The organism is Nonomuraea sp. NPDC005730 (assembly GCF_040630865.1).
In the GTDB taxonomy this organism is placed as follows: Bacteria; Actinomycetota; Actinomycetes; order Streptosporangiales; family Streptosporangiaceae; genus Nonomuraea.
The window spans coordinates 71,326-89,254 of sequence record NZ_JBEXYK010000010.1; the positions used below are offsets into that span (position 1 = coordinate 71,326).

At 71.6% G+C, this 17,929-nt stretch carries 23 protein-coding genes, 3 tRNA genes and 1 pseudogene; 13 read left to right on the top strand and 14 right to left on the bottom strand.

The window, feature by feature from the left end; genetic code table 11:
• Positions 1–72 precede the first annotated feature (72 nt).
• On the top strand, positions 73–669 hold the full coding sequence (locus ABZ444_RS15595) for an HD domain-containing protein (protein WP_357996392.1): 597 nt from the start codon (positions 73–75) through the stop codon (positions 667–669).
• Here the strand turns inward: ABZ444_RS15595 and ABZ444_RS15600 are convergent.
• The 7 genes from ABZ444_RS15600 to ABZ444_RS15630 are packed head-to-tail and all read right to left on the bottom strand — an operon-like array spanning position 666 to position 3,660.
• Positions 666–1,043 carry an antibiotic biosynthesis monooxygenase gene (locus ABZ444_RS15600; protein WP_357996395.1) on the bottom strand — a complete coding sequence of 126 codons (378 nt, stop codon included), beginning with the start codon at positions 1,041–1,043 and terminating at the stop codon, positions 666–668. The two genes, ABZ444_RS15595 and ABZ444_RS15600, sit on opposite strands and share 4 nt — an antisense overlap.
• A gap of 24 nt (positions 1,044–1,067) precedes the next feature.
• Positions 1,068–1,634 carry an alkaline shock response membrane anchor protein AmaP gene (locus ABZ444_RS15605; protein ID WP_357973137.1) on the bottom strand — a complete coding sequence of 189 codons (567 nt, stop codon included), beginning with the start codon at positions 1,632–1,634 and terminating at the stop codon, positions 1,068–1,070.
• Positions 1,631–2,218: a DUF6286 domain-containing protein gene (locus ABZ444_RS15610; protein ID WP_357996398.1), complete on the bottom strand. Its 588-nt coding sequence runs from the start codon at positions 2,216–2,218 to the stop codon at positions 1,631–1,633. Before ABZ444_RS15610 ends, ABZ444_RS15605 begins: the two co-directional genes overlap by 4 nt.
• A 26-nt stretch (positions 2,219–2,244) precedes the next feature.
• Positions 2,245–2,640 (bottom strand): Asp23/Gls24 family envelope stress response protein, encoded by a 396-nt coding sequence (locus ABZ444_RS15615; RefSeq protein WP_357996401.1) that lies wholly within the window; start codon positions 2,638–2,640, stop codon positions 2,245–2,247.
• The gene (locus ABZ444_RS15620; protein WP_352319054.1) at positions 2,637–2,825 is read right to left on the bottom strand and encodes a hypothetical protein; all 189 of its coding nucleotides are present in this window, start codon (positions 2,823–2,825) and stop codon (positions 2,637–2,639) included. Before ABZ444_RS15620 ends, ABZ444_RS15615 begins: the two co-directional genes overlap by 4 nt.
• Positions 2,822–3,148 carry a hypothetical protein gene (locus tag ABZ444_RS15625; RefSeq protein WP_357996404.1) on the bottom strand — a complete coding sequence of 109 codons (327 nt, stop codon included), beginning with the start codon at positions 3,146–3,148 and terminating at the stop codon, positions 2,822–2,824. Before ABZ444_RS15625 ends, ABZ444_RS15620 begins: the two co-directional genes overlap by 4 nt.
• Entirely contained in the window at positions 3,145–3,660 is a 516-nt protein-coding gene (locus tag ABZ444_RS15630; protein WP_357996407.1) for an Asp23/Gls24 family envelope stress response protein, read from the bottom strand. Before ABZ444_RS15630 ends, ABZ444_RS15625 begins: the two co-directional genes overlap by 4 nt.
• A gap of 153 nt (positions 3,661–3,813) precedes the next feature.
• Here ABZ444_RS15630 and ABZ444_RS15635 point away from each other — a divergent pair, with 153 nt between their 5' ends.
• On the top strand, positions 3,814–4,590 hold the full coding sequence (locus tag ABZ444_RS15635; RefSeq protein ID WP_352319059.1) for a fumarylacetoacetate hydrolase family protein: 777 nt from the start codon (positions 3,814–3,816) through the stop codon (positions 4,588–4,590).
• Positions 4,583–5,956, top strand: a complete 1,374-nt coding sequence (gene gltX, locus ABZ444_RS15640) for a glutamate--tRNA ligase (RefSeq protein WP_357973121.1) — start codon at positions 4,583–4,585, stop codon at positions 5,954–5,956. Before ABZ444_RS15635 ends, gltX begins: the two co-directional genes overlap by 8 nt.
• On the opposite strand, the gene ABZ444_RS15645 is transcribed toward gltX, so the two are convergent.
• A complete protein-coding gene (locus ABZ444_RS15645; protein ID WP_357996410.1) occupies positions 5,850–7,100 on the bottom strand; it encodes an MATE family efflux transporter in 1,251 nt (416 codons plus the stop codon). The genes gltX and ABZ444_RS15645 overlap by 107 nt on opposite strands.
• A 54-nt stretch (positions 7,101–7,154) precedes the next feature.
• On the opposite strand from ABZ444_RS15645, the gene ABZ444_RS15650 reads away from it, so the two are divergent.
• On the top strand, positions 7,155–7,697 hold the full coding sequence (locus ABZ444_RS15650; protein WP_357996413.1) for a PadR family transcriptional regulator: 543 nt from the start codon (positions 7,155–7,157) through the stop codon (positions 7,695–7,697).
• 35 nt (positions 7,698–7,732) lie between these two features.
• On the opposite strand, the gene ABZ444_RS15655 is transcribed toward ABZ444_RS15650, so the two are convergent.
• Positions 7,733–9,703 (bottom strand): M3 family metallopeptidase, encoded by a 1,971-nt coding sequence (locus ABZ444_RS15655; RefSeq protein ID WP_357996415.1) that lies wholly within the window; start codon positions 9,701–9,703, stop codon positions 7,733–7,735.
• Between the two features lie 166 nt (positions 9,704–9,869).
• Here ABZ444_RS15655 and ABZ444_RS15660 point away from each other — a divergent pair.
• Positions 9,870–9,941: transfer RNA gene (locus tag ABZ444_RS15660), tRNA-Gln, on the top strand.
• A 59-nt stretch (positions 9,942–10,000) separates the two neighbouring features.
• Here the strand turns inward: ABZ444_RS15660 and ABZ444_RS15665 are convergent.
• Positions 10,001–10,315, bottom strand: a complete 315-nt coding sequence (locus tag ABZ444_RS15665; RefSeq protein WP_357996418.1) for a hypothetical protein — start codon at positions 10,313–10,315, stop codon at positions 10,001–10,003.
• Between the two features lie 163 nt (positions 10,316–10,478).
• Here ABZ444_RS15665 and ABZ444_RS15670 point away from each other — a divergent pair.
• The 4 genes and pseudogenes from ABZ444_RS15670 to ABZ444_RS15685 form a co-directional block, all read left to right on the top strand.
• Positions 10,479–10,826 (top strand): annotated as a pseudogene (locus ABZ444_RS15670) (response regulator); the annotation flags it as partial.
• Between the two features lie 13 nt (positions 10,827–10,839).
• Positions 10,840–11,418, top strand: coding sequence for a hypothetical protein (locus ABZ444_RS15675; protein ID WP_357996421.1), 579 nt, complete (start codon positions 10,840–10,842; stop codon positions 11,416–11,418).
• Positions 11,419–11,500: 82 nt separating this feature from the next.
• Positions 11,501–11,576: transfer RNA gene (locus ABZ444_RS15680), tRNA-Glu, on the top strand.
• Positions 11,577–11,595: 19 nt separating this feature from the next.
• Positions 11,596–11,668: transfer RNA gene (locus tag ABZ444_RS15685), tRNA-Glu, on the top strand.
• A 152-nt stretch (positions 11,669–11,820) separates the two neighbouring features.
• Here the strand turns inward: ABZ444_RS15685 and ABZ444_RS15690 are convergent.
• Complete coding sequence (locus tag ABZ444_RS15690; protein ID WP_357996424.1) at positions 11,821–13,533, bottom strand: hypothetical protein; 1,713 nt, start codon at positions 13,531–13,533, stop codon at positions 11,821–11,823.
• A gap of 58 nt (positions 13,534–13,591) precedes the next feature.
• Positions 13,592–14,308 carry an IclR family transcriptional regulator gene (locus ABZ444_RS15695; RefSeq protein WP_352319070.1) on the bottom strand — a complete coding sequence of 239 codons (717 nt, stop codon included), beginning with the start codon at positions 14,306–14,308 and terminating at the stop codon, positions 13,592–13,594.
• Between the two features lie 63 nt (positions 14,309–14,371).
• Between ABZ444_RS15695 and leuC the strand changes: the two genes are divergently transcribed.
• From leuC to ABZ444_RS15715, 4 genes are all read left to right on the top strand, one after another.
• On the top strand, positions 14,372–15,757 hold the full coding sequence (gene leuC, locus ABZ444_RS15700; protein ID WP_357973094.1) for a 3-isopropylmalate dehydratase large subunit: 1,386 nt from the start codon (positions 14,372–14,374) through the stop codon (positions 15,755–15,757).
• A 14-nt stretch (positions 15,758–15,771) separates the two neighbouring features.
• On the top strand, positions 15,772–16,359 hold the full coding sequence (gene leuD, locus ABZ444_RS15705) for a 3-isopropylmalate dehydratase small subunit (RefSeq protein WP_357996427.1): 588 nt from the start codon (positions 15,772–15,774) through the stop codon (positions 16,357–16,359).
• On the top strand, positions 16,338–16,565 hold the full coding sequence (locus ABZ444_RS15710) for a hypothetical protein (protein WP_357996430.1): 228 nt from the start codon (positions 16,338–16,340) through the stop codon (positions 16,563–16,565). Before leuD ends, ABZ444_RS15710 begins: the two co-directional genes overlap by 22 nt.
• 99 nt (positions 16,566–16,664) lie before the next feature.
• Positions 16,665–16,964 carry an HU family DNA-binding protein gene (locus ABZ444_RS15715; protein ID WP_125637152.1) on the top strand — a complete coding sequence of 100 codons (300 nt, stop codon included), beginning with the start codon at positions 16,665–16,667 and terminating at the stop codon, positions 16,962–16,964.
• Between the two features lie 65 nt (positions 16,965–17,029).
• Here the strand turns inward: ABZ444_RS15715 and ABZ444_RS15720 are convergent, their stop codons facing one another.
• Entirely contained in the window at positions 17,030–17,239 is a 210-nt protein-coding gene (locus ABZ444_RS15720; protein ID WP_352324833.1) for a hypothetical protein, read from the bottom strand.
• 53 nt (positions 17,240–17,292) lie between these two features.
• A complete protein-coding gene (cofC, locus tag ABZ444_RS15725) occupies positions 17,293–17,928 on the bottom strand; it encodes a 2-phospho-L-lactate guanylyltransferase (protein WP_357996434.1) in 636 nt (211 codons plus the stop codon).
• Position 17,929 lies beyond the last annotated feature (1 nt).

The following is a 17,929-nucleotide window of genomic DNA, read 5'->3' on the forward strand; positions in this document are numbered from 1 at the left end:
AGTCGCGTACCGGATCGTTAACGGCCCGATGCCCCCCGGTGCCTCCGGCGCGGCGGATGTCATGCTGGGGCCGTGAGATTCGACGACATCGTGCTGCCCGACACGCCCGCCTGCCGAGGCGCGTTGGAGGTGGCCACCCGCTACCAGACGCCCTCGCTGCTCAACCACTCCTTGCGCGCGTACCTGTGGGCCGCCGCTTACGCCCAGAGCAGGGCGATCGACTTCGACGCCGAGCTGCTCTACGTGTCGTCCATGCTGCACGACATCGGCCTGGTCGCCGAGTTCGACAGCCAGACGGTGCCGTACGAGGAGGCCGGCGGCCACGTGGCCTGGGCCTTCTGCGCCGGGGCCGGCTGGTCGCCCGAGCGCCGGCTGCGCGCCGCCGAGGTGATCATCCGGCACATGTGGGAGGAGGTGCCGGTGGAGGAGGACCCGGAGGGCCACCTGCTGGAGCTCTCCACCGGCATGGACATCTCCGGCCGGCGTACCGAGGACATCCCCGAGGGTGTGCGGCGCGAGGTGCTGGAGCGCCACCCGCGGCTGGAGATCGCCAAGGAGTTCGCCGCCTGCATCGCCGACCAGGGCGCGCGCAAGCCGTCGAGCTACGCCGGCCGGTTCGTGCGCGGCGGGATCGCCGACCGCATCGCCGCCAACCCCCTCGACGCCTAACCCTTGGGCCCGGCGCTCTGAACGACGTCGAAGCTCCACACCCGGGAGTCCGTCGCCGCCGGGCCCTGCCCGTGACCGTGACCCCGGCCCTGCCCCTGGCCCTGCCCCTGGCCCTGCCCCTGGCCGTGCCCTGCGGCGGCCTGGGCGTGGCCGCGCTGGAACGCCTGGCCCTGCTGCCAGGTCTGGAAGTCCTCCTCGCTGCGCCAGCGCGTGTAGACGAGGTACTGGTCGGTGCCCTCGACCGGCCGCAGCAGCTCGAACCACTCGAAGCCGTCGGCCGACTCCACCATCCCGGCCCGGCCGGAGAAACGCCTCTCCAGCTCCTCCCGCATCTCGGCGGGCACGGTCAGGACGTTGATCTTCACGATGGACAACGGAGGACCCCTCTCGGCGAAGCCTTAGCGCACGACCCGCTGCGTCGCAGGTGAGGGCTCCAGGCTAACGCGGGCCACCGCCGGTACGTGATCCCTGTCCAGCGCGTCCCGCAGGTTCGGCAGGGTGACCCGGGACAGGTGCTCGCTCAGCTCGCTCATCGGGGCGGCCTCGTCGGCGGCCACGCGCAGCCGTACCTCGGGGTGGCCGCGCGGGCCGACCAGGTCGGCGTCGGCGTTCAGGACGGCGGGGCTGGCCTCGACGTCGGCGGCGACCGCGTGGGCCATGCCGCCCGCGGCGATCTCGGTGACGCCGTCCGGGCCGGCCTCCAGGCGCAGCCGGGTGTGGGCGTCCCTGCGTCCCTGCGCGACCAGCCAGCGCAGGGCCAGCAGCGCGACCAGGACCGACACGGCGGCCACGGCCCACCACACGGGCGGGCTGTTGCGGGTGAAGAACCCGCGGACGCCCGCGTCCACGATCGGCGTGGCCGGCCCCAGCAGCCCGCGGGCCAGCGTCAGCCCGCCGAGGACGGCCAGCACCAGCCCGACCAGGGCCAGCCCCCAGCGGTTGCCGCGGCCGGTCTTCCTGTTCATCGGCGCTCCTTGACGTTGACCGCCACCCGGTACGGCTCCACCGGATCCAGCCCGGCGAGCCTGGTGAGGACGGCTTCGCGCACGGCCCGGCCGAAGCCGTCGTCGTCCCAGCCGGACGTGGCGGGGGTGACGGCGACCGTGCGGCCGCGCAGGCTGGCGTGCGCCGAGCGCACCCCGGGCACCTCCTCGGCGGCGTGCTCCAGGGCCCTGGTGAAGCTCTTGGGACGCACGCCGATGATCAGGTCGGGGTCGCCGGTCCGCACGGGGACCATCCGCGGCCGTCCCGGCACCAGGGCGGTGACCAGCAGCGCCAGCCCCACCAGCGCCACGATCGTGGCCCCGGCCAGGACCAGCGGGTTCGACCACGGCGTCGTGGCCGCCCACGCCAGCATCCGGTCGTAGGGCAACCACCGCAGCGGGCTGCCGGCCAGCGCGGACACCGTCTCGGCGGCGACCAGCAACCCCAGCAGCGTGAGCAGGACGGCGACCACGATGGCGGGCACCCGGCGCTGCGGCCGGAACGCGCGCACCGCGGCCCGGTCGGCGCTCCTGTCCCGCGGCGGGCCGTCTCCATTCGTGTCCACAGGACCCCCTGGCGTGCGGTCATGGGTCATGCCGGGCCTCCCGCCAGATCGGTCATGATCACGTCGAGGCGGGTGACGTCCAGGCCGGTCTGCATGGCCACCCGGTTGCGCACGTGCTGGCGCAGCCGGGCGGCCACGGCGTGCAGCGGGGCCGGGTAGGCGACGGTCACGTCCAGCTTCAGGGTGGCCCGCTCGCCGCGCACCTCGGCGCTGGACGAGTGCGTCCACGGCACCCCGCCCAGCCGCACGTCGAGCACCTCGGGCACCTCCCGCGCCGCGCAGCAGGCGATCTTGGCGACCACCCGCTCCGAGATCTCGGTACGGCCCCGCCGCTCAGGCTCGGCCGCCGGCGCGAGCCGCTGCCGGGGAACCGTGACCCGGAGAGCGCCCTGTGGATCGACCTGGGGAGCGCCGGCGGTCATCGCCGCCTCGCGGTCAGGCCGGACAGGTTCACCTCGCCGGTCTCGGCGACCTTGCCGACCAGGAAGCCGACCGCGCCGAGCACGAGGACGAGCAGGAACGCGCCGAGGCCGCCGAAGGCTCCCGCGAGTCCGAGGATGATGCCGACCGCCATGCCGATGACCGGCAGCCAAGGGACGTTGCTCATGATTCCTCCACCACGTCGTCGATGCGTACGTTGACGGGACGCCCGCCGGCCGGCTCCCACACGGCCCGGCGGACGTCCTCGGCGGTCTCGGGCAGCGGCCGTTCCAGGGTCGCCACGATGGCGATCTCCACCGTGTCCCCGTCGGCCGAGACGCCCATGACCCGCGCCCCGGGCAGGTACGTCGCCACCGTCCCGAACGGGCCGCCGGAGAGCCCCGCCACCCCCGGGCAGGCCCGTACGAGCTCGGCCAGCGTCTCGGCCTCCGCCTTGGCGTCGGCGTCGGCGTCGGCCCGCGTGTACGCGGTGGCGCCGGCCCCGGTCATTGGACCCGGGGCTCCGGCTGCTCGGCGTCCTCGCCCCTGCCGTCGCTCCTGCCGCGCTCCCTGTCGCGGTCCCTGTCGCGGTCCTGGCCGGGCAGGTGCACGTCGTCGACCCTGATGTTGACCTCGGTCACCTCCAGGCCGCACATGCGCTCGACCGCCGCGATGACGTTCCTGCGCACGGCCGCGGCCAGGTCGGGGATGGCGGTGCCGTACTCGGCGACCAGGTCCATGTCCACGGCCGCCTGGCGCTCGCCGACCTCGACCGAGACGCCCTGGGCGACGCTGCGCTCGCCGCCGACCATCCCACGCACGCTGCCGAGCGCCCTGGCGGCGCCGCCGCCCATGGCGTGCACGCCGGAGACCTCGCGTGCGGCCAGTCCGGCGATCTTGGCGACGACGACGTCGTCGATGCTCGTCGTGCCCTTGTCGGTGACCAGCGAGGTCGCCGGCCCGCCGTCCTGCGTTCTGGCCCGCGGTACGGCAGAAGTCTGGTTGACCATCGTGTCCGGCACGTTCCGTCACCCCCTAGAAGTCTCTGATAAGCAGAGATATCCGGTTAACCACCACCGATGCCCCACAAAACGGACTCTGGGGGCATTAATGGAGAGTTCCTGACTTTTTTGGCGGTGGGCGGACCCCTCCGGCGGCGGCGATAGCCTTGTCAGGTGCGTATAGCGAGGTTCTCCACAGGCGAAGGCGTGTCGTTCGGCGTGGTCGAAGGCGGCCCTGGAGAGGAGTTCGTCTCCACGGTCTCCGGCCATCCGTTCGGCCAGGTGCAGTTCACCGGCGAGCGCTTCCCGCTGTCCCAGGTGAAGCTGCTGGCCCCGATGCTGCCGAGCAAGGTCGTCGCCATCGGCCGGAACTACGCCGAGCACGCCCGCGAGATGGGCAACGAGGTGCCCGACGAGCCGCTCATCTTCATGAAGCCGTCCACGTCGGTGATCGGCCACGGCGAGGCCATCGCCTACCCGACCTCGCTGTCCGACCGGGTCGACTACGAGGGCGAGCTGGCCGTGGTGATCGGCAGGCTCTGCCGCGACGTGCCCGTCGACCGGGTCAAGGACGTCATCTTCGGCTACACCTGCGCCAACGACGTCACCGCCCGCGACCTGCAGAAGAAGGACGTGCAGTTCACCCGGGCCAAGAGCTTCGACACGTTCTGCCCGCTCGGGCCCTGGATCCAGACCGATCTCGACGCGAGCGACCTCGCGCTGACCACCACGGTCAACGGCGAGATCCGGCAGAGCGGCCGCACCAGCCAGCTCATCAACGACATCCCGGCGCTGGTCGCCTACGTCAGCGCCGTCATGACGCTGATCCCCGGCGACGTCATCCTGACCGGCACCCCGGCGGGCATCGGCCCGCTGGAGATCGGCGACGAGGTCAGCGTCGGCATCGAAGGCATCGGCACTCTCACGAACAAGGTGGTCTCCCGTGACTGATCTACGGGTGCGTTTCGCCCCGTCCCCGACCGGCATGTTCCACGTCGGCGGCGCCCGTACGGCGCTGTTCAACTGGGCACTCGCCGAACAGTCCGGCGGCCGCTTCGTCCTGCGCGTGGAGGACACCGACGCCACGCGCAACCGTCCGGAGTGGACCGAGGGCATCATCTCGGCGCTCGACTGGATCGGCATCAACGGCACCAACCCGGTGTTCGAGGGCCCCTACTTCCAGTCGGCCTACGAGCCGCAGCACCGTGAGGCCGTGGCCAAGCTGCTGGCCGACGGCAAGGCGTACCACTGCGACTGCACCCGCGAGACGCTGGTGGCCCGCACCGGCTCCGAGCACAAGGGCTACGACGGGTTCTGCCGCGAGCGCGGCCTGACCGAGGGCGCGGTGCGCTTCCGCACCCCCGACGAGGGCGTCACCCTCGTCGAAGACCTGATCAGGGGCAACGTCGAGTTCCCCAACGAGGCCCAGGAAGACTTCGTGATCGCCCGCACCGACGGCTCGCCGCTCTACGTGCTGGCCAACGCCGTCGACGACATCACCCAGGGCATCACGCACGTCGTGCGCGGCGAGGAGCACCTCGGCAACGCCGCCAAGCAGGTGCTGCTGTGGCCGGCGCTCGGCTCGACCCCGCCGGTCTGGGCCCACCTGCCGGTGATCGTCAACGAGCAGCGCAAGAAGCTGTCCAAGCGCCGCGACAAGGTGGCCCTGGAGGACTACCGCGACGAGGGCTACCTCGCCGAGGCCATGGTCAACTACCTCATGCTGCTCGGCTGGGGCCCCGGCGAGGACCGCGAGATCATGCCGTGGGCGGAGATGGTCCCGCTGTTCAGGCTGGAGGACGTCAACTCCGCCAGCGCCTTCTTCGACGAGAAGAAGCTGCGGGCCTTCAACGGCGAGTACATCAGGGCCCTGCCGCTGGAGACCTTCGAGGAGCGCTGCTCGCCCTACCTCGACCCCACCTGGGACCGCGAGCTGTTCAGCAAGGTCGCGGCGCTGGCCCAGACCCGCATCGGCGTGCTGTCGGAGATCCGGCAGAACGTCGACTTCCTCTTCCTCGACGAGCCCGTCTTCGACCAGCCGTCCTGGGACAAGGCGATGAAGAACTCCCCGGTGGAGATCCTCGGCGGCTATCTCGACCGCCTGCAGACGGTCGCCTGGGACCCGGAGTCGCTCAAGGAGGCCCTGGAGGAGGTCGGCGCGCCGCTCGGGCTCAAGCTGGGCAAGACCCAGGCCCCCGTACGCGTGGCGATCACCGGCCGGACGGTGGGCCTGCCGCTGTTCGAGTCGATCGAGGTGCTCGGGCGCGAGCGCGCCATGGAGCGGATCCGAGCGGCGCTAGCGCGCCTGCGAGGCTGAGCGACGACCCGACGGCCATCGACAACCACACCCCCGTGACACCGAGCCACGAGCTCAGCAGGTAGGCGAGGGGCAGCTGTACCGCGAAGCCCGCCAGCGTGGCGGCGAGCAGGCGGCTGCCCCTTCCGCTCGCCTGGAGCACCCCGCCGACGGCGATCAGCCCGCCGAACGGCACCAGGTAGAGCGCCATCCATCGCAGGAAGCCCACGGCCACCGCCGGGTCGTCGGTGAACAGCCCGGCCGCGGGCGCGGCCACCAGGTTGAGCACGACCGCGACCACCGCCCCCGTCACCAGCCCGAGCCGCAGCGGTGACCCGACCGGCTCCGACCGCGCGGTGCGGATCATCGCCGCCTGGCGCAGCGCGTAGAAGACCATGACCCCGGCCAGCATGATCTTCTGGCCGATGCCGTACCCGGCGACCTCGGCCGTGCCGAACCCGGCCACGATCTCCACCAGCGCCATGCCCACCAGGGAGCGGGCCAGGAAGTCGCCCGACATGGGCAGGCCGGTCCGCAGCACCTCGCCGGCGAGCAGGCCGTCGCCGCCGGTGGCGCGGAGCCGTACGAGGGAGGTCAACGCCACCCCGAGCGTGACCAGCCGCGCCGCCACGGTGGCCAGCGCGGCCCCCTGGACGCCCAGGTCGAGGCCGTAGATGAACAGCGGGTCCAGGACGACGACCAGGGCGTTGCAGACGAGCGCGTTCCGCATGGGGACCTTCGTGTCGCCCAGCCCCTTGAGGACGCCGTCCACGACCGTCTGGGCGAAGAACACCGGCAGCCCGGCCAGCGAGACCAGGAAGAAGTCGGCCGTCAGCCGGGGATCGTCGGTGAACAGGGCCGCCAGCGGCTCGCGCAGCAACACGCCGGGGACGGCGACGGCGACCGAGAACGCGGCCCACAACACCCAGCCCGTCCTGATCACGGGCCCGATCGGCGCGTGCCCGTCACGCCGCCCGATCAGCACGGTCACCCCCGTCGGGACGGCCAAAAACAGCCCGTAGGCCAGGTATTCGGCCGTGGTGCCCACGGTGACGGCCGCGATGGCGCCCTCCCCGAGCCCGGAGACCCACAGCAGGTCGATCACCCCCACCGCCACCACGGCCGTGAGCAGCTCCACGTAGATGGGGAGAGCCAGCCTGAACATGCATACCTCGTTTCGTTGTACCTCGTTTAGAGGTATAGCGTTACGATGCACGACATGGCAAGCGGCGGGGATCTGTCCCTCACGATCCTGGGATTCCTGAACGAACGCCCGATGCACGGCTACGAGCTCAAGGCGCGCCTGGCCGCGCTCACCGGCCACCTCCGCCCGGTCAGCGACGGCGCCCTCTACCCCGCCATATCGAGACTGGAGAGCAAGGGCCTGGTCGAGCGGCACGAGGAGGCGGGCGCGGCGGCGGCCCGCAGGCAGGTGCTCACGCTCACCGGCAAGGGCCGCGAGGAGCTGCTGCGGCGGCTGCGCGACCCGAGCGAGCTCGACGTCAGCGACCAGACGCGCTTCTTCGCCCTGCTGACGTTCCTGTCGGCGCTGCCCGACCCCGCCGACCGGTCGCGGGTGCTGCGGCGCAGGCTGGCCTTCCTGGAGGCGCCGGCGAGCTTCTTCCACGAGGGCGGCCGGCCGGTCCGGATCAAGGACGAGCCCGACCCGTACCGGCGCGGGATGCTGGAGATCGCCCGCGCGTCGAGCCGGGCGGAGAAGGAATGGCTCCGGCAGCGCATCGAAGAGCTGCCGGAGCCGTAGGGAGAAGCCTCAGCGGGGGAGGCGGGGAGCGGCGGTCAGTCGAGGCCGCGGCGGGCCAGCAGCGGCCCGATGCCCGGCTCGCGCCCGCGGAAGTTGCGGAAGGCGGTCAGCGGGTCGAGGCTGCCGCCCCTGGAGAGCAGCTCGCGGCGGAAATGGTCGCCGTTCGCCCTGGTCAGGCCGCCGTTCTCCTTGAACCACTCCACGCTCTCGGCGTCGAGCACCTCGCTCCAGATGTAGGAGTAGTAGCCGGCGCTGTAGCCGCCCGAGAAGATGTGGGCGAAGTAGTTCGTCCGGTAACGCGGGCGTACCAGCCGCACGTCTATCCCGGCCGCCTCCAGGGCCCGCTGCTCGAACGCCTGCGCGTCGGCCACCTGCTCGCCGGGCGCCAGCCGGTGCCAGGCCCAGTCGAGCAGCGTGGCCGCCAGGTACTCCACCGTTGCAAAGCCCTGGTTGAACTTCTCGGCCGCGTTGAGCTTCTCCACCAGCTCGGCGGGCATCGGCTCGCCCGTCTCGTGATGCTTGGCGTAGTTGGCCAGGACCTCCGGCCAGGTCACCCACATCTCGTTGACCTGCGAGGGGTACTCGACGAAGTCGCGCGGCACGCTGGTGCCCGACACGCGCGGGTAGCGCACCTGCGAGAACAGCCCGTGCAGCGCGTGGCCGAACTCGTGGAAGGCGGTGTTCACCTCGTCGTACGTCAGCAGCGTCGGCCCCGAGGCCGGCTTGGTGATGTTGAGGTTGTTCATGACCACCGGCAGCTCGCCGAACAGGTGCGACTGGTCGACCAGGTTGTTCATCCACGCCCCGCCGCGCTTGTTCGCCCTGGCGTAGGGGTCGAGCAGGAACAGGCCGAGCGCGCCGCCGTCCTCGTTGAACACCTCGAAGACGGTCACGTCGGGGTGGTAGCCGCGCAGGTCGGGCCGCTCGGTGAAGGTGATGCCGTAGAGCTTGGTGGCGGCGAAGAACACGCCGTCCCTGATGACCCGGTTCAGCTCGAAGTAGGGGCGCATGGCGTCGGCGTCGAAGTCGTAGCGGGCCAGCCGCACCTTCTCCGAGTAGTACGACCAGTCCCACGGCTCGATCTCGAACCCGGCCTGTTCGGTCAGCGCCTCGGCCTCCCTGCCGGCGTTGCGCACCGCCGGGCCGACGAGCTGGCCGAGCATCTCCTCGACCGCCTCGACGGTCTTGGCCGTCTGGTCGGCCACCGAGTAGGCGGCGTGGTCGGGGAAGCCGAGCAGCGCGGCCCGCTCGGCCCGCAGCGTGGCCATCCTGGCGGCCCGGTCGAAGTTGGCGGGGGCGCGGCCGACGCTCCGCTCGTACAGGCGGCGGCGTACGTCACGGTCGGTGAGCTGGGCCAGGCCGGGCTGGTTGGTGAAGTTCAGCAGCGGCAGGACGTACGTGCCGTCGTCCTTGCGCAGGGACTCGATCCTGGCCTCGTCGAAGCCGTCGAGCTCCTTGGGGTCCGTGAGGACCAGGGCCTCCTCGGTGGACGCCTTGAGCAGGGTCTGCGCGAACTCGGTCGACAGCTTCGACAGCTCGCCGTTGAGCTCGCGCAGCCGGTCCTGCTCCGACTCCGACAGGTCGGCCCCGGCCCGGACGAAGTCCTCCCGGTACTTCTCCAGCAGCCACGCCTCCTCGGCGTCGGACGTGCCGACCTGCTTGATCCGCGCCCACAGCGCCCGGTTGAGGCGGATCGCGTCGTTGTGCGCGGTCAGCTTCGGGGAGATCTCCTTCTCGATCTCCATGATCCCGTCGCTGGAGTTGGACGCGGCCATGCTGAAGAAGACCATGGCCGTGCGGTCGAGGATCCGCCCCGAACGCTCCAGGGCCGCGATCGTGTTGTCGAAGGTGGGCGGCTCGGTGTTGTTCGCGATCGCGTCGACCTCGGCCAGGTGCTCGGCCATGCCGCGCTCGAACGCGGGCAGGTAGTGCTCCTCGCGGACCTCCTCGAACGGCGGCAGCTGGTACGGCAGGCTACTAGGGGCGAAGAACGGGTTCTCGGCCAACGCTTGGGCTCCTCCACGTGGTGTTTTGTCCTCTTCAGCTTGGCACGTCGGAGCCCGTGCCGCAGGCGGCCGGACGCCGCTTCGGCAATCGTTTTGGTCTTACCCCCCGAGCTGGGCTATTCTTTCGGACGTCGCCAAGCGCGCTCCGAGAAGGGGTTCGCAGCGGTGGGGTATGGTGTAATTGGCAGCACGACTGATTCTGGTTCAGTTAGTCTAGGTTCGAGTCCTGGTACCCCAGCAAGTTCCCGAAACGGATGTCTCCCTGAGAGACGTCCGTTTTTTCGTGTCGGCGGCCCGTCAGGTCGCCAGGCCGTCCAGGATCTCGCTGATGCTCCGGTACTCCGCGGCCGTGGCCGCGTGCCCGGCGTCGACCGTGCGCACCTCGAACCTGTTGCCCGGGGTGGCCGCGTCCGCCTCCCTGATCATCCGGTCCTGCAGCGCGAGCGGGATCATCCGGTCCCGGGTGTGCCTGAGGTACGTCCGCGGCACCAGCCCCCAGGTATCCGTCCCGCCGCGCGCGTCCGCGGCGGCACCCCCGTCGCCCTGTCCGCCGACGTCGAGGCCACGCTGTTCCGCATCGCCCAGGAGGCGCCGGCCAACGTCGCCAAGCACGCTGATGCCACCAGGACGGCCCTGACCCTGTCGTACACGGACGAAGTCGTCATGCTCGACATCCGCGTGACGACGGGCGCGGTTTCGTTCCGCAGGAGGCTGCTGAGGGCTTCGGGGTGGAAGGCATGCGCCGGCGGGCCCGCGCGGTGGGTGGCACGCTGGAGGTCGCGAGGCGGCCGACGGCGCCCAGGCCGTCCGGCTGGCGGCCGAGCTGCGGCCCGACGTCGTCCTGATGGACCTGCGCATGCCCGGCATGGACGGCCTGGCCGCGATCAGGGAGCTGAGCGTGAGCGGGCCGCGGGTGCTGGTGCTGGTGCTCACGACGTTCGACACCGACGTCCTGCCCGCGCTGGAGGCCGGGGGAGCGACCAACCGGCAGGCGGCGGCCGAGCTGTTCATCAGCGCGGCCGGCGTCAAGACGCACCTGCTGCACGCCAACGCCAAGCTCGACGTCCGCGACCGCGCCGCCGCCGTGGCCGAGGCCTTCCGCCGCGGGCTGCTCGGCGGGTAGCCTCCCTCGCCTCATGGACGAATTCCGCATGCGCGAGGGCGGCCTTGCCCGTTTCGTCGCCCCGTTCGCCGCGCCGCTGGTGCTCTTCTTCGCCGTCTGCCTGCTGCTCGGGGCCGTCCTCACCGGCAGCTCGGCGCTGGGCGTCGTGCTCGGCGCGCTCGCCACGGCGGCCCTGACCGGCGTGCTCGTCGTCAAGCACCGCCGGCTGGTCGCGGGCACGGTGGTGCGCTTCTCGCCGGAGGGCGTGGAGCTGGCCGACGCCCGCGGCTTCCGGGTGCGCCTGCGCTGGCCCGACATCACCAGGATCGGCGTGGTGGACACCCGGCCGGCCGACCCGCGGCTCCTGGGCCGGCCCGGCGGCGTCCGCGTACGCGTCCAGGCCCTGCGCTCGGTGGGGCTGGTCGGGTGGGGCGAGCGCACGCTCCCGCCGCGGGCGCCGTGGTGGATGCGCGAGCGCCTGGCCCGGGTGCCCGCCGACCCCGTCACCGGACGGCCCGAGGTCGCGATCCCGCTCGGCGAGATCGACCCGCTGTGGGAACGGGGGCCGATGGGCGACTGGGTCCGCCGCCACCGGCCCGATCTCATGCGCTGATAAGCGGGTTGGTTGTGGTCTGCGGGGTGCGGTAGAGTTACCTGCGTCGCCGGGGAGGCCCGGCACACCAGCTTGTGGACAAGGTCCCGTCGTCTAGTGGCCCAGGACGCCGCCCTCTCAAGGCGGTAGCGCCGGTTCGAATCCGGTCGGGACTACCACAATCACAAGCTGTGCGAAGGTCCCGTCGTCTAGTGGCCCAGGACGCCGCCCTCTCAAGGCGGTAGCGCCGGTTCGAATCCGGTCGGGACTACGTTCACCCAAACGCTCCGGTGCGTCAAGCACCGGGGCGTTTTTCGTGTTCCACGGGCCGCTCGCGAACCAAAACCTCTCGCGCTCTACGGGCCGCCCGTGAACGGGAACAGGGCCCCGCGCGGGTCGCGCGGGGCCCTGGCCGTGGTGGGATCAGGCCGAGGAGCGGGCCTTGAACAGGGCGCGGCGGGCCGTCTTGGCGATCTGCTTGTCGGGGTGAACCTGGGAGATCAGGTCCAGCAACTCCTCAACGTGCGCGTGCGGGATCTTCCAGATCACCTCGAGGAGCCCGTTGACCATGTCGGGGCCGATGTCCCGCAGGCTGCTGACGAACTCGGAACGCCCCAGCCCGGCCGAGATCGTCCACATGTCGAGGATCAGCCAGTGGGTGTCGTCCTGGGTGGGCTCGGGCGCCCCCTCGACCCCGAGCTGGCTCAGGTGCGTCGCCGCGTACGGCCGCAGGGACGCCTGCTTGAGCGCCGCCTGCCAGGCCGGGACGGCGGCCTCGCCCAGCGTGCCCACCACGCTGGCCGCCTGCACCCGGATGAGGGCGTCGCTCTCGTCCTCGGCCGCCGCGTCGAGCAGCTCCTCGGCGGCCTTGGCCGGCTCCCTGAGCCGCATCCAGGCCGCGAACTCGGCGTCGGCCTCGTCCTCGGGCAGCTCGGCGCTCAGCGCGAGCAGCTCGTGGGCGCTCATCGACTCGATCGCGGGCCGGGCGTCGACCTCGATGTCGGCGTCGTCCACCAGGTGGATGACGCCCTCGGTGCCCAGCGGGGTGAGGCGCACGGTCGTGCCCTCGACCTCGATCATGCCGTAGCCGGTCAGCCAGTCGATGGCGGGGGCCAGCGGGTCGCCGGCCGCCTCCCAGGCGTCGCCGCCCAGCTCGTCGAGGTCGGCGGCGGCCTCGGCCAGCTCGCGGGCCAGGTCGTCGCGCTCGCGCGAGCCGCCGGCCAGCAGCAGCCTGACCAGCAGGCCCCGGGTCAGGCCGGCCAGCGACATCGTCAGGTCGTCGTCGTCGAGCTCGGGGTCGCCGTAGTCGACCGAGTGCAGGCCGAGCATCCAGGCGTCGAGGACGTCCTCGTCGTCGTCGAACGGCCACTCGGAGGTGTCGTCCTGGACGGCCACGGTGTTGCCCTCGCCCGGTTCGAGGAACTCCAGGTCGACGGCGAGGTTCCAGATGTTCCAGAGCTGCGGGACCGCCTCGGCCACCGGGCCGTCGGTCTCGGGCCTGGGCAGGCCGACGGCGGCCAGCGCCTCCTCCACCTCGGTGTCGGTGAGCAGGGTGTCCTCGCCGACGCGGCGGCCGGAGCCGACCCACAGCGCCAGGTCGCGGGCCTTGGCGACCAGCGGGGCCTGGCGGGCGGCCGCGGCCAGCTCGGAGTCGGGGCGCAACCTGATCGTGTCGAGCTCGGCCAGCTCGTCGGCGAACGCCTCGAAGTCACCCAGGTCGCCGGTCTCCTCCTCGTCGTCACCCGCGCCGTCGTCGTCGAGCAGGTCTTCCATGAGCTCGACGAACTCGTCCTCGACGTCGTCGAGCTCGGCCTGCAGGTCGGCGAGGGAGTCGGAGCCCTTGGCGAGCCTGCCGGTCTGGGAGAGGAACGTCAGGTACGCGTCGACGGCGGGCAGCATGCCGTCGGCGGCGGCGTCGGGATCCTCCACGACCTTCGGCATGCGGTCGAGCAGCAGGTTGCGCAGGTCGGCACGCTTCCACGTGCCGAGATCCTGCGAGAAGGCGAGACGGTGCCAGAGTGCGGCAGGCCCCACGAGCTCGGGGTCGCTGTCGGGCGCGTTGGAACGCGCCCACATGATGAACTCTTCGAGCAGGGGTCGCAGCTCAGTGGCGGCTACCTCGATGCGATCTGTCACGCACTCAGGCTAGTGCGCCCGCGAGGCAGTCGGCCCCCGAAATACGAGCTTTCGCCGATCATGACGTGCGGCGCATGGCCTCGGTGATGCGTTCGGCGGCCGCCATGACGGGCACGGCGTGCAACCGGCCGGGCGCCCGGGTGAGCCGCTCGATGGGCCCGGAGACCGAGACGGAGGCGATCACCTTGCCTCCGCTGCCCCTTATGGGGGCGGACACGCTGGCCACCCCCTGCTCGCGCTCGCCGACGCTGTGGGCCCACCCGCGGCGGCGCACGGAGGCGAGGGTGGCGGCGGTGAACTTGGCGCCGCGCAGGCCCCTGTGCAGCCGGTCGGGCTCCTCCCAGGCCAGCAGGATCTGGGCCGCCGAACCGGCCGTCATCGGCAGCGCCGAGCCCACCGGGACGGTGTCGCGCAGGCCGCTGGCCCGCTCGGCCGCCGCCACGCAGACCCGCTCGTCACCCTGGCGCCGGTAGAGTTGCGCGCTCTCGCCGGTCAGGTCGCGCAACTGCATCAGCACGGGCGAGGCCACCGCGAGCAGCCGGTCCTCGCCGGCCGCCGTGGACAACTCCGCGAGCCGCGGCCCGAGCACGAATCTGCCCTGGGTGTCGCGGCTCACGATGCGGTGGTGCTCAAGTGCGACGGCCAGCCGGTGGGCCGTGGGGCGGGCCAGGCCGGTGGCCTGGACGAGCTGAGCCAGGGAAGCGGGACCCGCTTCCAGGGCATTGAGTACAAGAACGGCCTTGTCGAGTACTCCGACTCCGCTAGAGTTGTCCATACACCGATACTGCCGTCTCGACATATGAGAAAGCAAGTCGGAGGCAATCTCAAGGAGGAGATCATGGGCCGCACACTGGCCGAGAAGGTCTGGGAGCAGCACGTCGTCCGCCGTGCGGAGGGCGAACCCGACCTGCTCTACATCGACCTGCACCTCATTCACGAGGTGACCAGTCCGCAGGCGTTCGACGGCCTCCGTCTCGCCGGCCGGAAGGTGCGAAGGCCCGATCTCACCATCGCCACCGAGGACCACAACGTCCCGACCGTGCTCGGCCCGATCTCCGACCCCGTCTCCAAGGCCCAGGTCGAGACGCTGCGCAAGAACGCCGCCGAGTTCGGCATCAGGCTGCACCCGATGGGCGACGCCGGCCAGGGCGTGGTGCACATCATCGGCCCGCAGTTCGGCCTGACCCAGCCGGGCATGACGATCGTGTGCGGCGACTCCCACACCTCCACCCACGGCGCCTTCGGCGGCATCGCGTTCGGCATCGGCACCTCCGAGGTCGAGCACGTGCTGGCCACCCAGACGCTGCCCGCCTACCGGCCGAAGACGATGGCCATCGAGGTCTCGGGCGAGCTGCCCGCCGGCGTCACGGCCAAAGACCTGATCCTGGCGATCATCGCCAAGATCGGCACCGGCGGCGGCCAGGGCTACATCGTCGAGTACCGCGGCGAGGCCGTGCGCAAGCTCTCCATGGAGGGCCGCATGACCGTCTGCAACATGTCCATCGAGGCGGGCGCCCGCGCCGGCGTGATCGCCCCGGACGAGACCACGTTCGCCTACCTCAAGGGCCGCCCGCACGCCCCCGAGGGCGAGCTGTGGGACCAGGCCGTCGAGTACTGGAAGTCGCTGCGCACCGACGACGACGCCGTGTTCGACAAGGTCGTGGAGATCGACGCCTCGACGCTGACCCCGTACGTCACGTGGGGCACCAACCCCGGCCAGGGCCTGCCGCTGGGCGGGTCCGTGCCGAGCCCCGACAGCTTCGCCGACCCGGTCGAGCGCTCGGCCGCCGAGCGCGCGCTGGAGTACATGGGCCTGACCGCGGGCACGCCGCTGCGCGAGATCGAGGTCGACACCGTGTTCGTCGGCTCGTGCACCAACGGCCGCATCGAGGACCTGCGCTCGGCCGCCGAGATCCTGCGCGGCCGCCAGGTCCGCACCCGCACGCTGATCGTGCCCGGGTCGATGCTGGTCAAGCTCCAGGCCGAGCAGGAGGGCCTGCACGAGGTGTTCAAGGCCGCCGGCGCCGAGTGGCGCGAGGCCGGCTGCTCGATGTGCCTCGGCATGAACCCCGACACGCTCAAGCCCGGCGAGCGCAGCGCCTCCACCTCCAACCGCAACTTCGAGGGCCGCCAGGGCAAGGGCGGCCGCACCCACCTGGTGTCGCCGCAGGTCGCCGCCGCGACCGCGGTCACCGGCCGCCTGACCGCCCCCGCCGACCTGTAAGGAGAACCAGACCGATGGACGCCTTCACCACCCACACCGGTACGGCGGTGCCGCTGCGCCGCAGCAACGTCGACACCGACCAGATCATCCCGGCCGTCTGGCTCAAGCAGGTCAGCCGCACCGGCTTCGAGAAGGGCCTGTTCGCCGCCTGGCGCGAGGACCCGACGTTCGTCCTGAACGACCCCTCCTACGAGGGCGGCTCGATCCTGGTCTCCGGCCCCGACTTCGGCACCGGCTCCTCCCGCGAGCACGCGGTGTGGGCCCTGCAGCAGTACGGGTTCCGCGCCGTGATCGCCGCCCGGTTCGGCGACATCTTCCGCAACAACTCCACCAAGATGGGCCTGCTGCCGGTCGTCCTGCCCGCCGAGAAGGTCGAGGCCCTGCAGTCCGCCGTCGAGGCCGAGCCGAAGCTGCAGGTGACCGTCGACCTGCTGGAACGCCAGGTCCGCTGGGCCGACGAGGTCGTGCCGTTCGAGATCGACGACTACACCCGCTGGCGCCTCACCGAGGGCCTGGACGACATCGGCCTGACCCTGCGTCACGCCGACGACGTGGCCGCGTACGAGAATGGTCGGCAGCCATGGCTGCCGACGACCGTCTAGAAGACGACGAACTGGCGCGGCGGTTGCGTGAGGCGCACCGCCGCGTCCGCATGCTCCCCGCCGCCGGCAGGGAACGGGCGGCCCGCCGCTACCTGTCCATCTGCGATCTCGCCAAGCGCGATCCGGAAAGGGCGGCCGCCCGCCTCGACGCCTTTCTGAGCGCTCTCGACACGCCACGCGAGGGGGAAAACACGCAGGGTGATTGAGTTCCCCCGCGATCCCGCCTACTTTCGAGCGCGTAAGGGGTTTCTACGTCGAACTCGAGAGCTGGAACCCCGAGCCGTCACTGGGGGAGCAGGACTTTCATGAACAAGCGAGAGCTCGTCGACGCCATCACCGATCGGGTGGGCGACAAAAGGACGGCCACCGAGGCCGTCAACGCGGTCATCGAGGCCATCCAGAAGGCCGTGGCGAGCGGGGACAAGGTCTCCATCACGGGCTTCGGCGCGTTCGAGATGGTGAACAAGCCCGCCCGCACTGCCAGGAACCCGTCGACCGGCGCCGAGATCAAGGTCGCCGAGAGCTGGGCGCCCAAGTTCCGTCCCGGCTCTGAATTCAAGGACCTGGTGAACGAGGGCGGCAAGCAGGTCGGCAAGAAGAAATAGTCTCAGCGGACATCACGCCCGGGCGGCCCACGCCCGGGCGTTCGCTGTTTTCCGGGACCGCGTCGTCATTCGGGCGCGGGAATCGGGAACGTCGACAGCGTGATGTAGGTGATCTGCCCGCCGTCGGTCGCCAGGTTCACCCGCTGCCCCGTGCGCAGCAGCAGCAGCGGCCCCGCGTCGAAGGCGCGCGTGCCGAACTCCAGCACCGTCCCGTCGTCGAGGAAGACCGAGCCGGAACGGGTGACCTCGTCGAAGCTGCGTACCGTCGCCTGCACGCCGTCCAGCCTAAGCCGACCGCCGCCCGGCGGGCGAGAGGCGGCCCGGAGGGTCACCCCTCCGGCCACAGGTCGGCGACCACCGCCGCCGTGTGCCGCCCCAGGCCCAGGGCGAGGGCCGCGCGCAGGTCGTCGGGGGTGTCCACGTCCCGGCGGAGCGAGTCGATCCCCGGCACGCACAGCTCCTTCGCGCCGCCGGCCAGGTGCCTGGCCCGCGACTCGCCGCCGAACCGCGGCGTGAACGGCCGCCCCGCGAGCACGCCGTAGAACGTCGTGCCGACCTCCTGGGCGTCCGGCACGAACGACTGGTCGAACTCGGCCGCCGCGGCCAGCGCCGTCGCCAGCTCCGCCGGTCGCAGGGCCGGCAGGTCGGCCTGGAGCGCGCCCACCGCCTCACCGGGCGCGACGCGTACGGCATGGGCCGCGCCCGTGCGCAACGCGGTGTTGAGCCCGCGGTCGGGGTCGTGCACCACCTGCGCGCCCAGCGCCCCCAGCGGCCCCGCCGCGGCCGGGTCGGCGGTCACCACGATCACCCGCGCCACCGCCGGGCAGGCCAGCGCCGCGGCCACGGTGTCACAGGCCACGGCCACGGCCAGGCGCGTACGGTGGGGGCCCGTCGCGGCCGCCAGCCGGGTCTTCGCCGCGACCAGCGTCTTCACCGGAATGACCAGAGACCAGCGGTTGCTCATA

Excerpts from the sequence above, each read along its gene's own strand:
- ABZ444_RS15605 (WP_357973137.1), bottom strand. The coding sequence starts at position 1,634 with ATGAACAGGAAGACCGGCCGCGGCAACCGCTGGGGGCTGGCCCTGGTC.
- ABZ444_RS15615 (WP_357996401.1), bottom strand. The coding sequence starts at position 2,640 with ATGACCGCCGGCGCTCCCCAGGTCGATCCACAGGGCGCTCTCCGGGTC.
- ABZ444_RS15620 (WP_352319054.1), bottom strand. The coding sequence starts at position 2,825 with ATGAGCAACGTCCCTTGGCTGCCGGTCATCGGCATGGCGGTCGGCATC.
- ABZ444_RS15625 (WP_357996404.1), bottom strand. The coding sequence starts at position 3,148 with ATGACCGGGGCCGGCGCCACCGCGTACACGCGGGCCGACGCCGACGCC.
- ABZ444_RS15645 (WP_357996410.1), bottom strand. The coding sequence starts at position 7,100 with ATGTTCAGGCTGGCTCTCCCCATCTACGTGGAGCTGCTCACGGCCGTG.
- ABZ444_RS15650 (WP_357996413.1), top strand. The coding sequence starts at position 7,155 with ATGGCAAGCGGCGGGGATCTGTCCCTCACGATCCTGGGATTCCTGAAC.
- ABZ444_RS15675 (WP_357996421.1), top strand. The coding sequence starts at position 10,840 with ATGGACGAATTCCGCATGCGCGAGGGCGGCCTTGCCCGTTTCGTCGCC.
- ABZ444_RS15695 (WP_352319070.1), bottom strand. The coding sequence starts at position 14,308 with ATGGACAACTCTAGCGGAGTCGGAGTACTCGACAAGGCCGTTCTTGTA.
- leuC (WP_357973094.1), top strand. The coding sequence starts at position 14,372 with ATGGGCCGCACACTGGCCGAGAAGGTCTGGGAGCAGCACGTCGTCCGC.
- leuD (WP_357996427.1), top strand. The coding sequence starts at position 15,772 with ATGGACGCCTTCACCACCCACACCGGTACGGCGGTGCCGCTGCGCCGC.
- ABZ444_RS15710 (WP_357996430.1), top strand. The coding sequence starts at position 16,338 with ATGGCTGCCGACGACCGTCTAGAAGACGACGAACTGGCGCGGCGGTTG.
- ABZ444_RS15715 (WP_125637152.1), top strand. The coding sequence starts at position 16,665 with ATGAACAAGCGAGAGCTCGTCGACGCCATCACCGATCGGGTGGGCGAC.
- cofC (WP_357996434.1), bottom strand. The coding sequence starts at position 17,928 with ATGAGCAACCGCTGGTCTCTGGTCATTCCGGTGAAGACGCTGGTCGCG.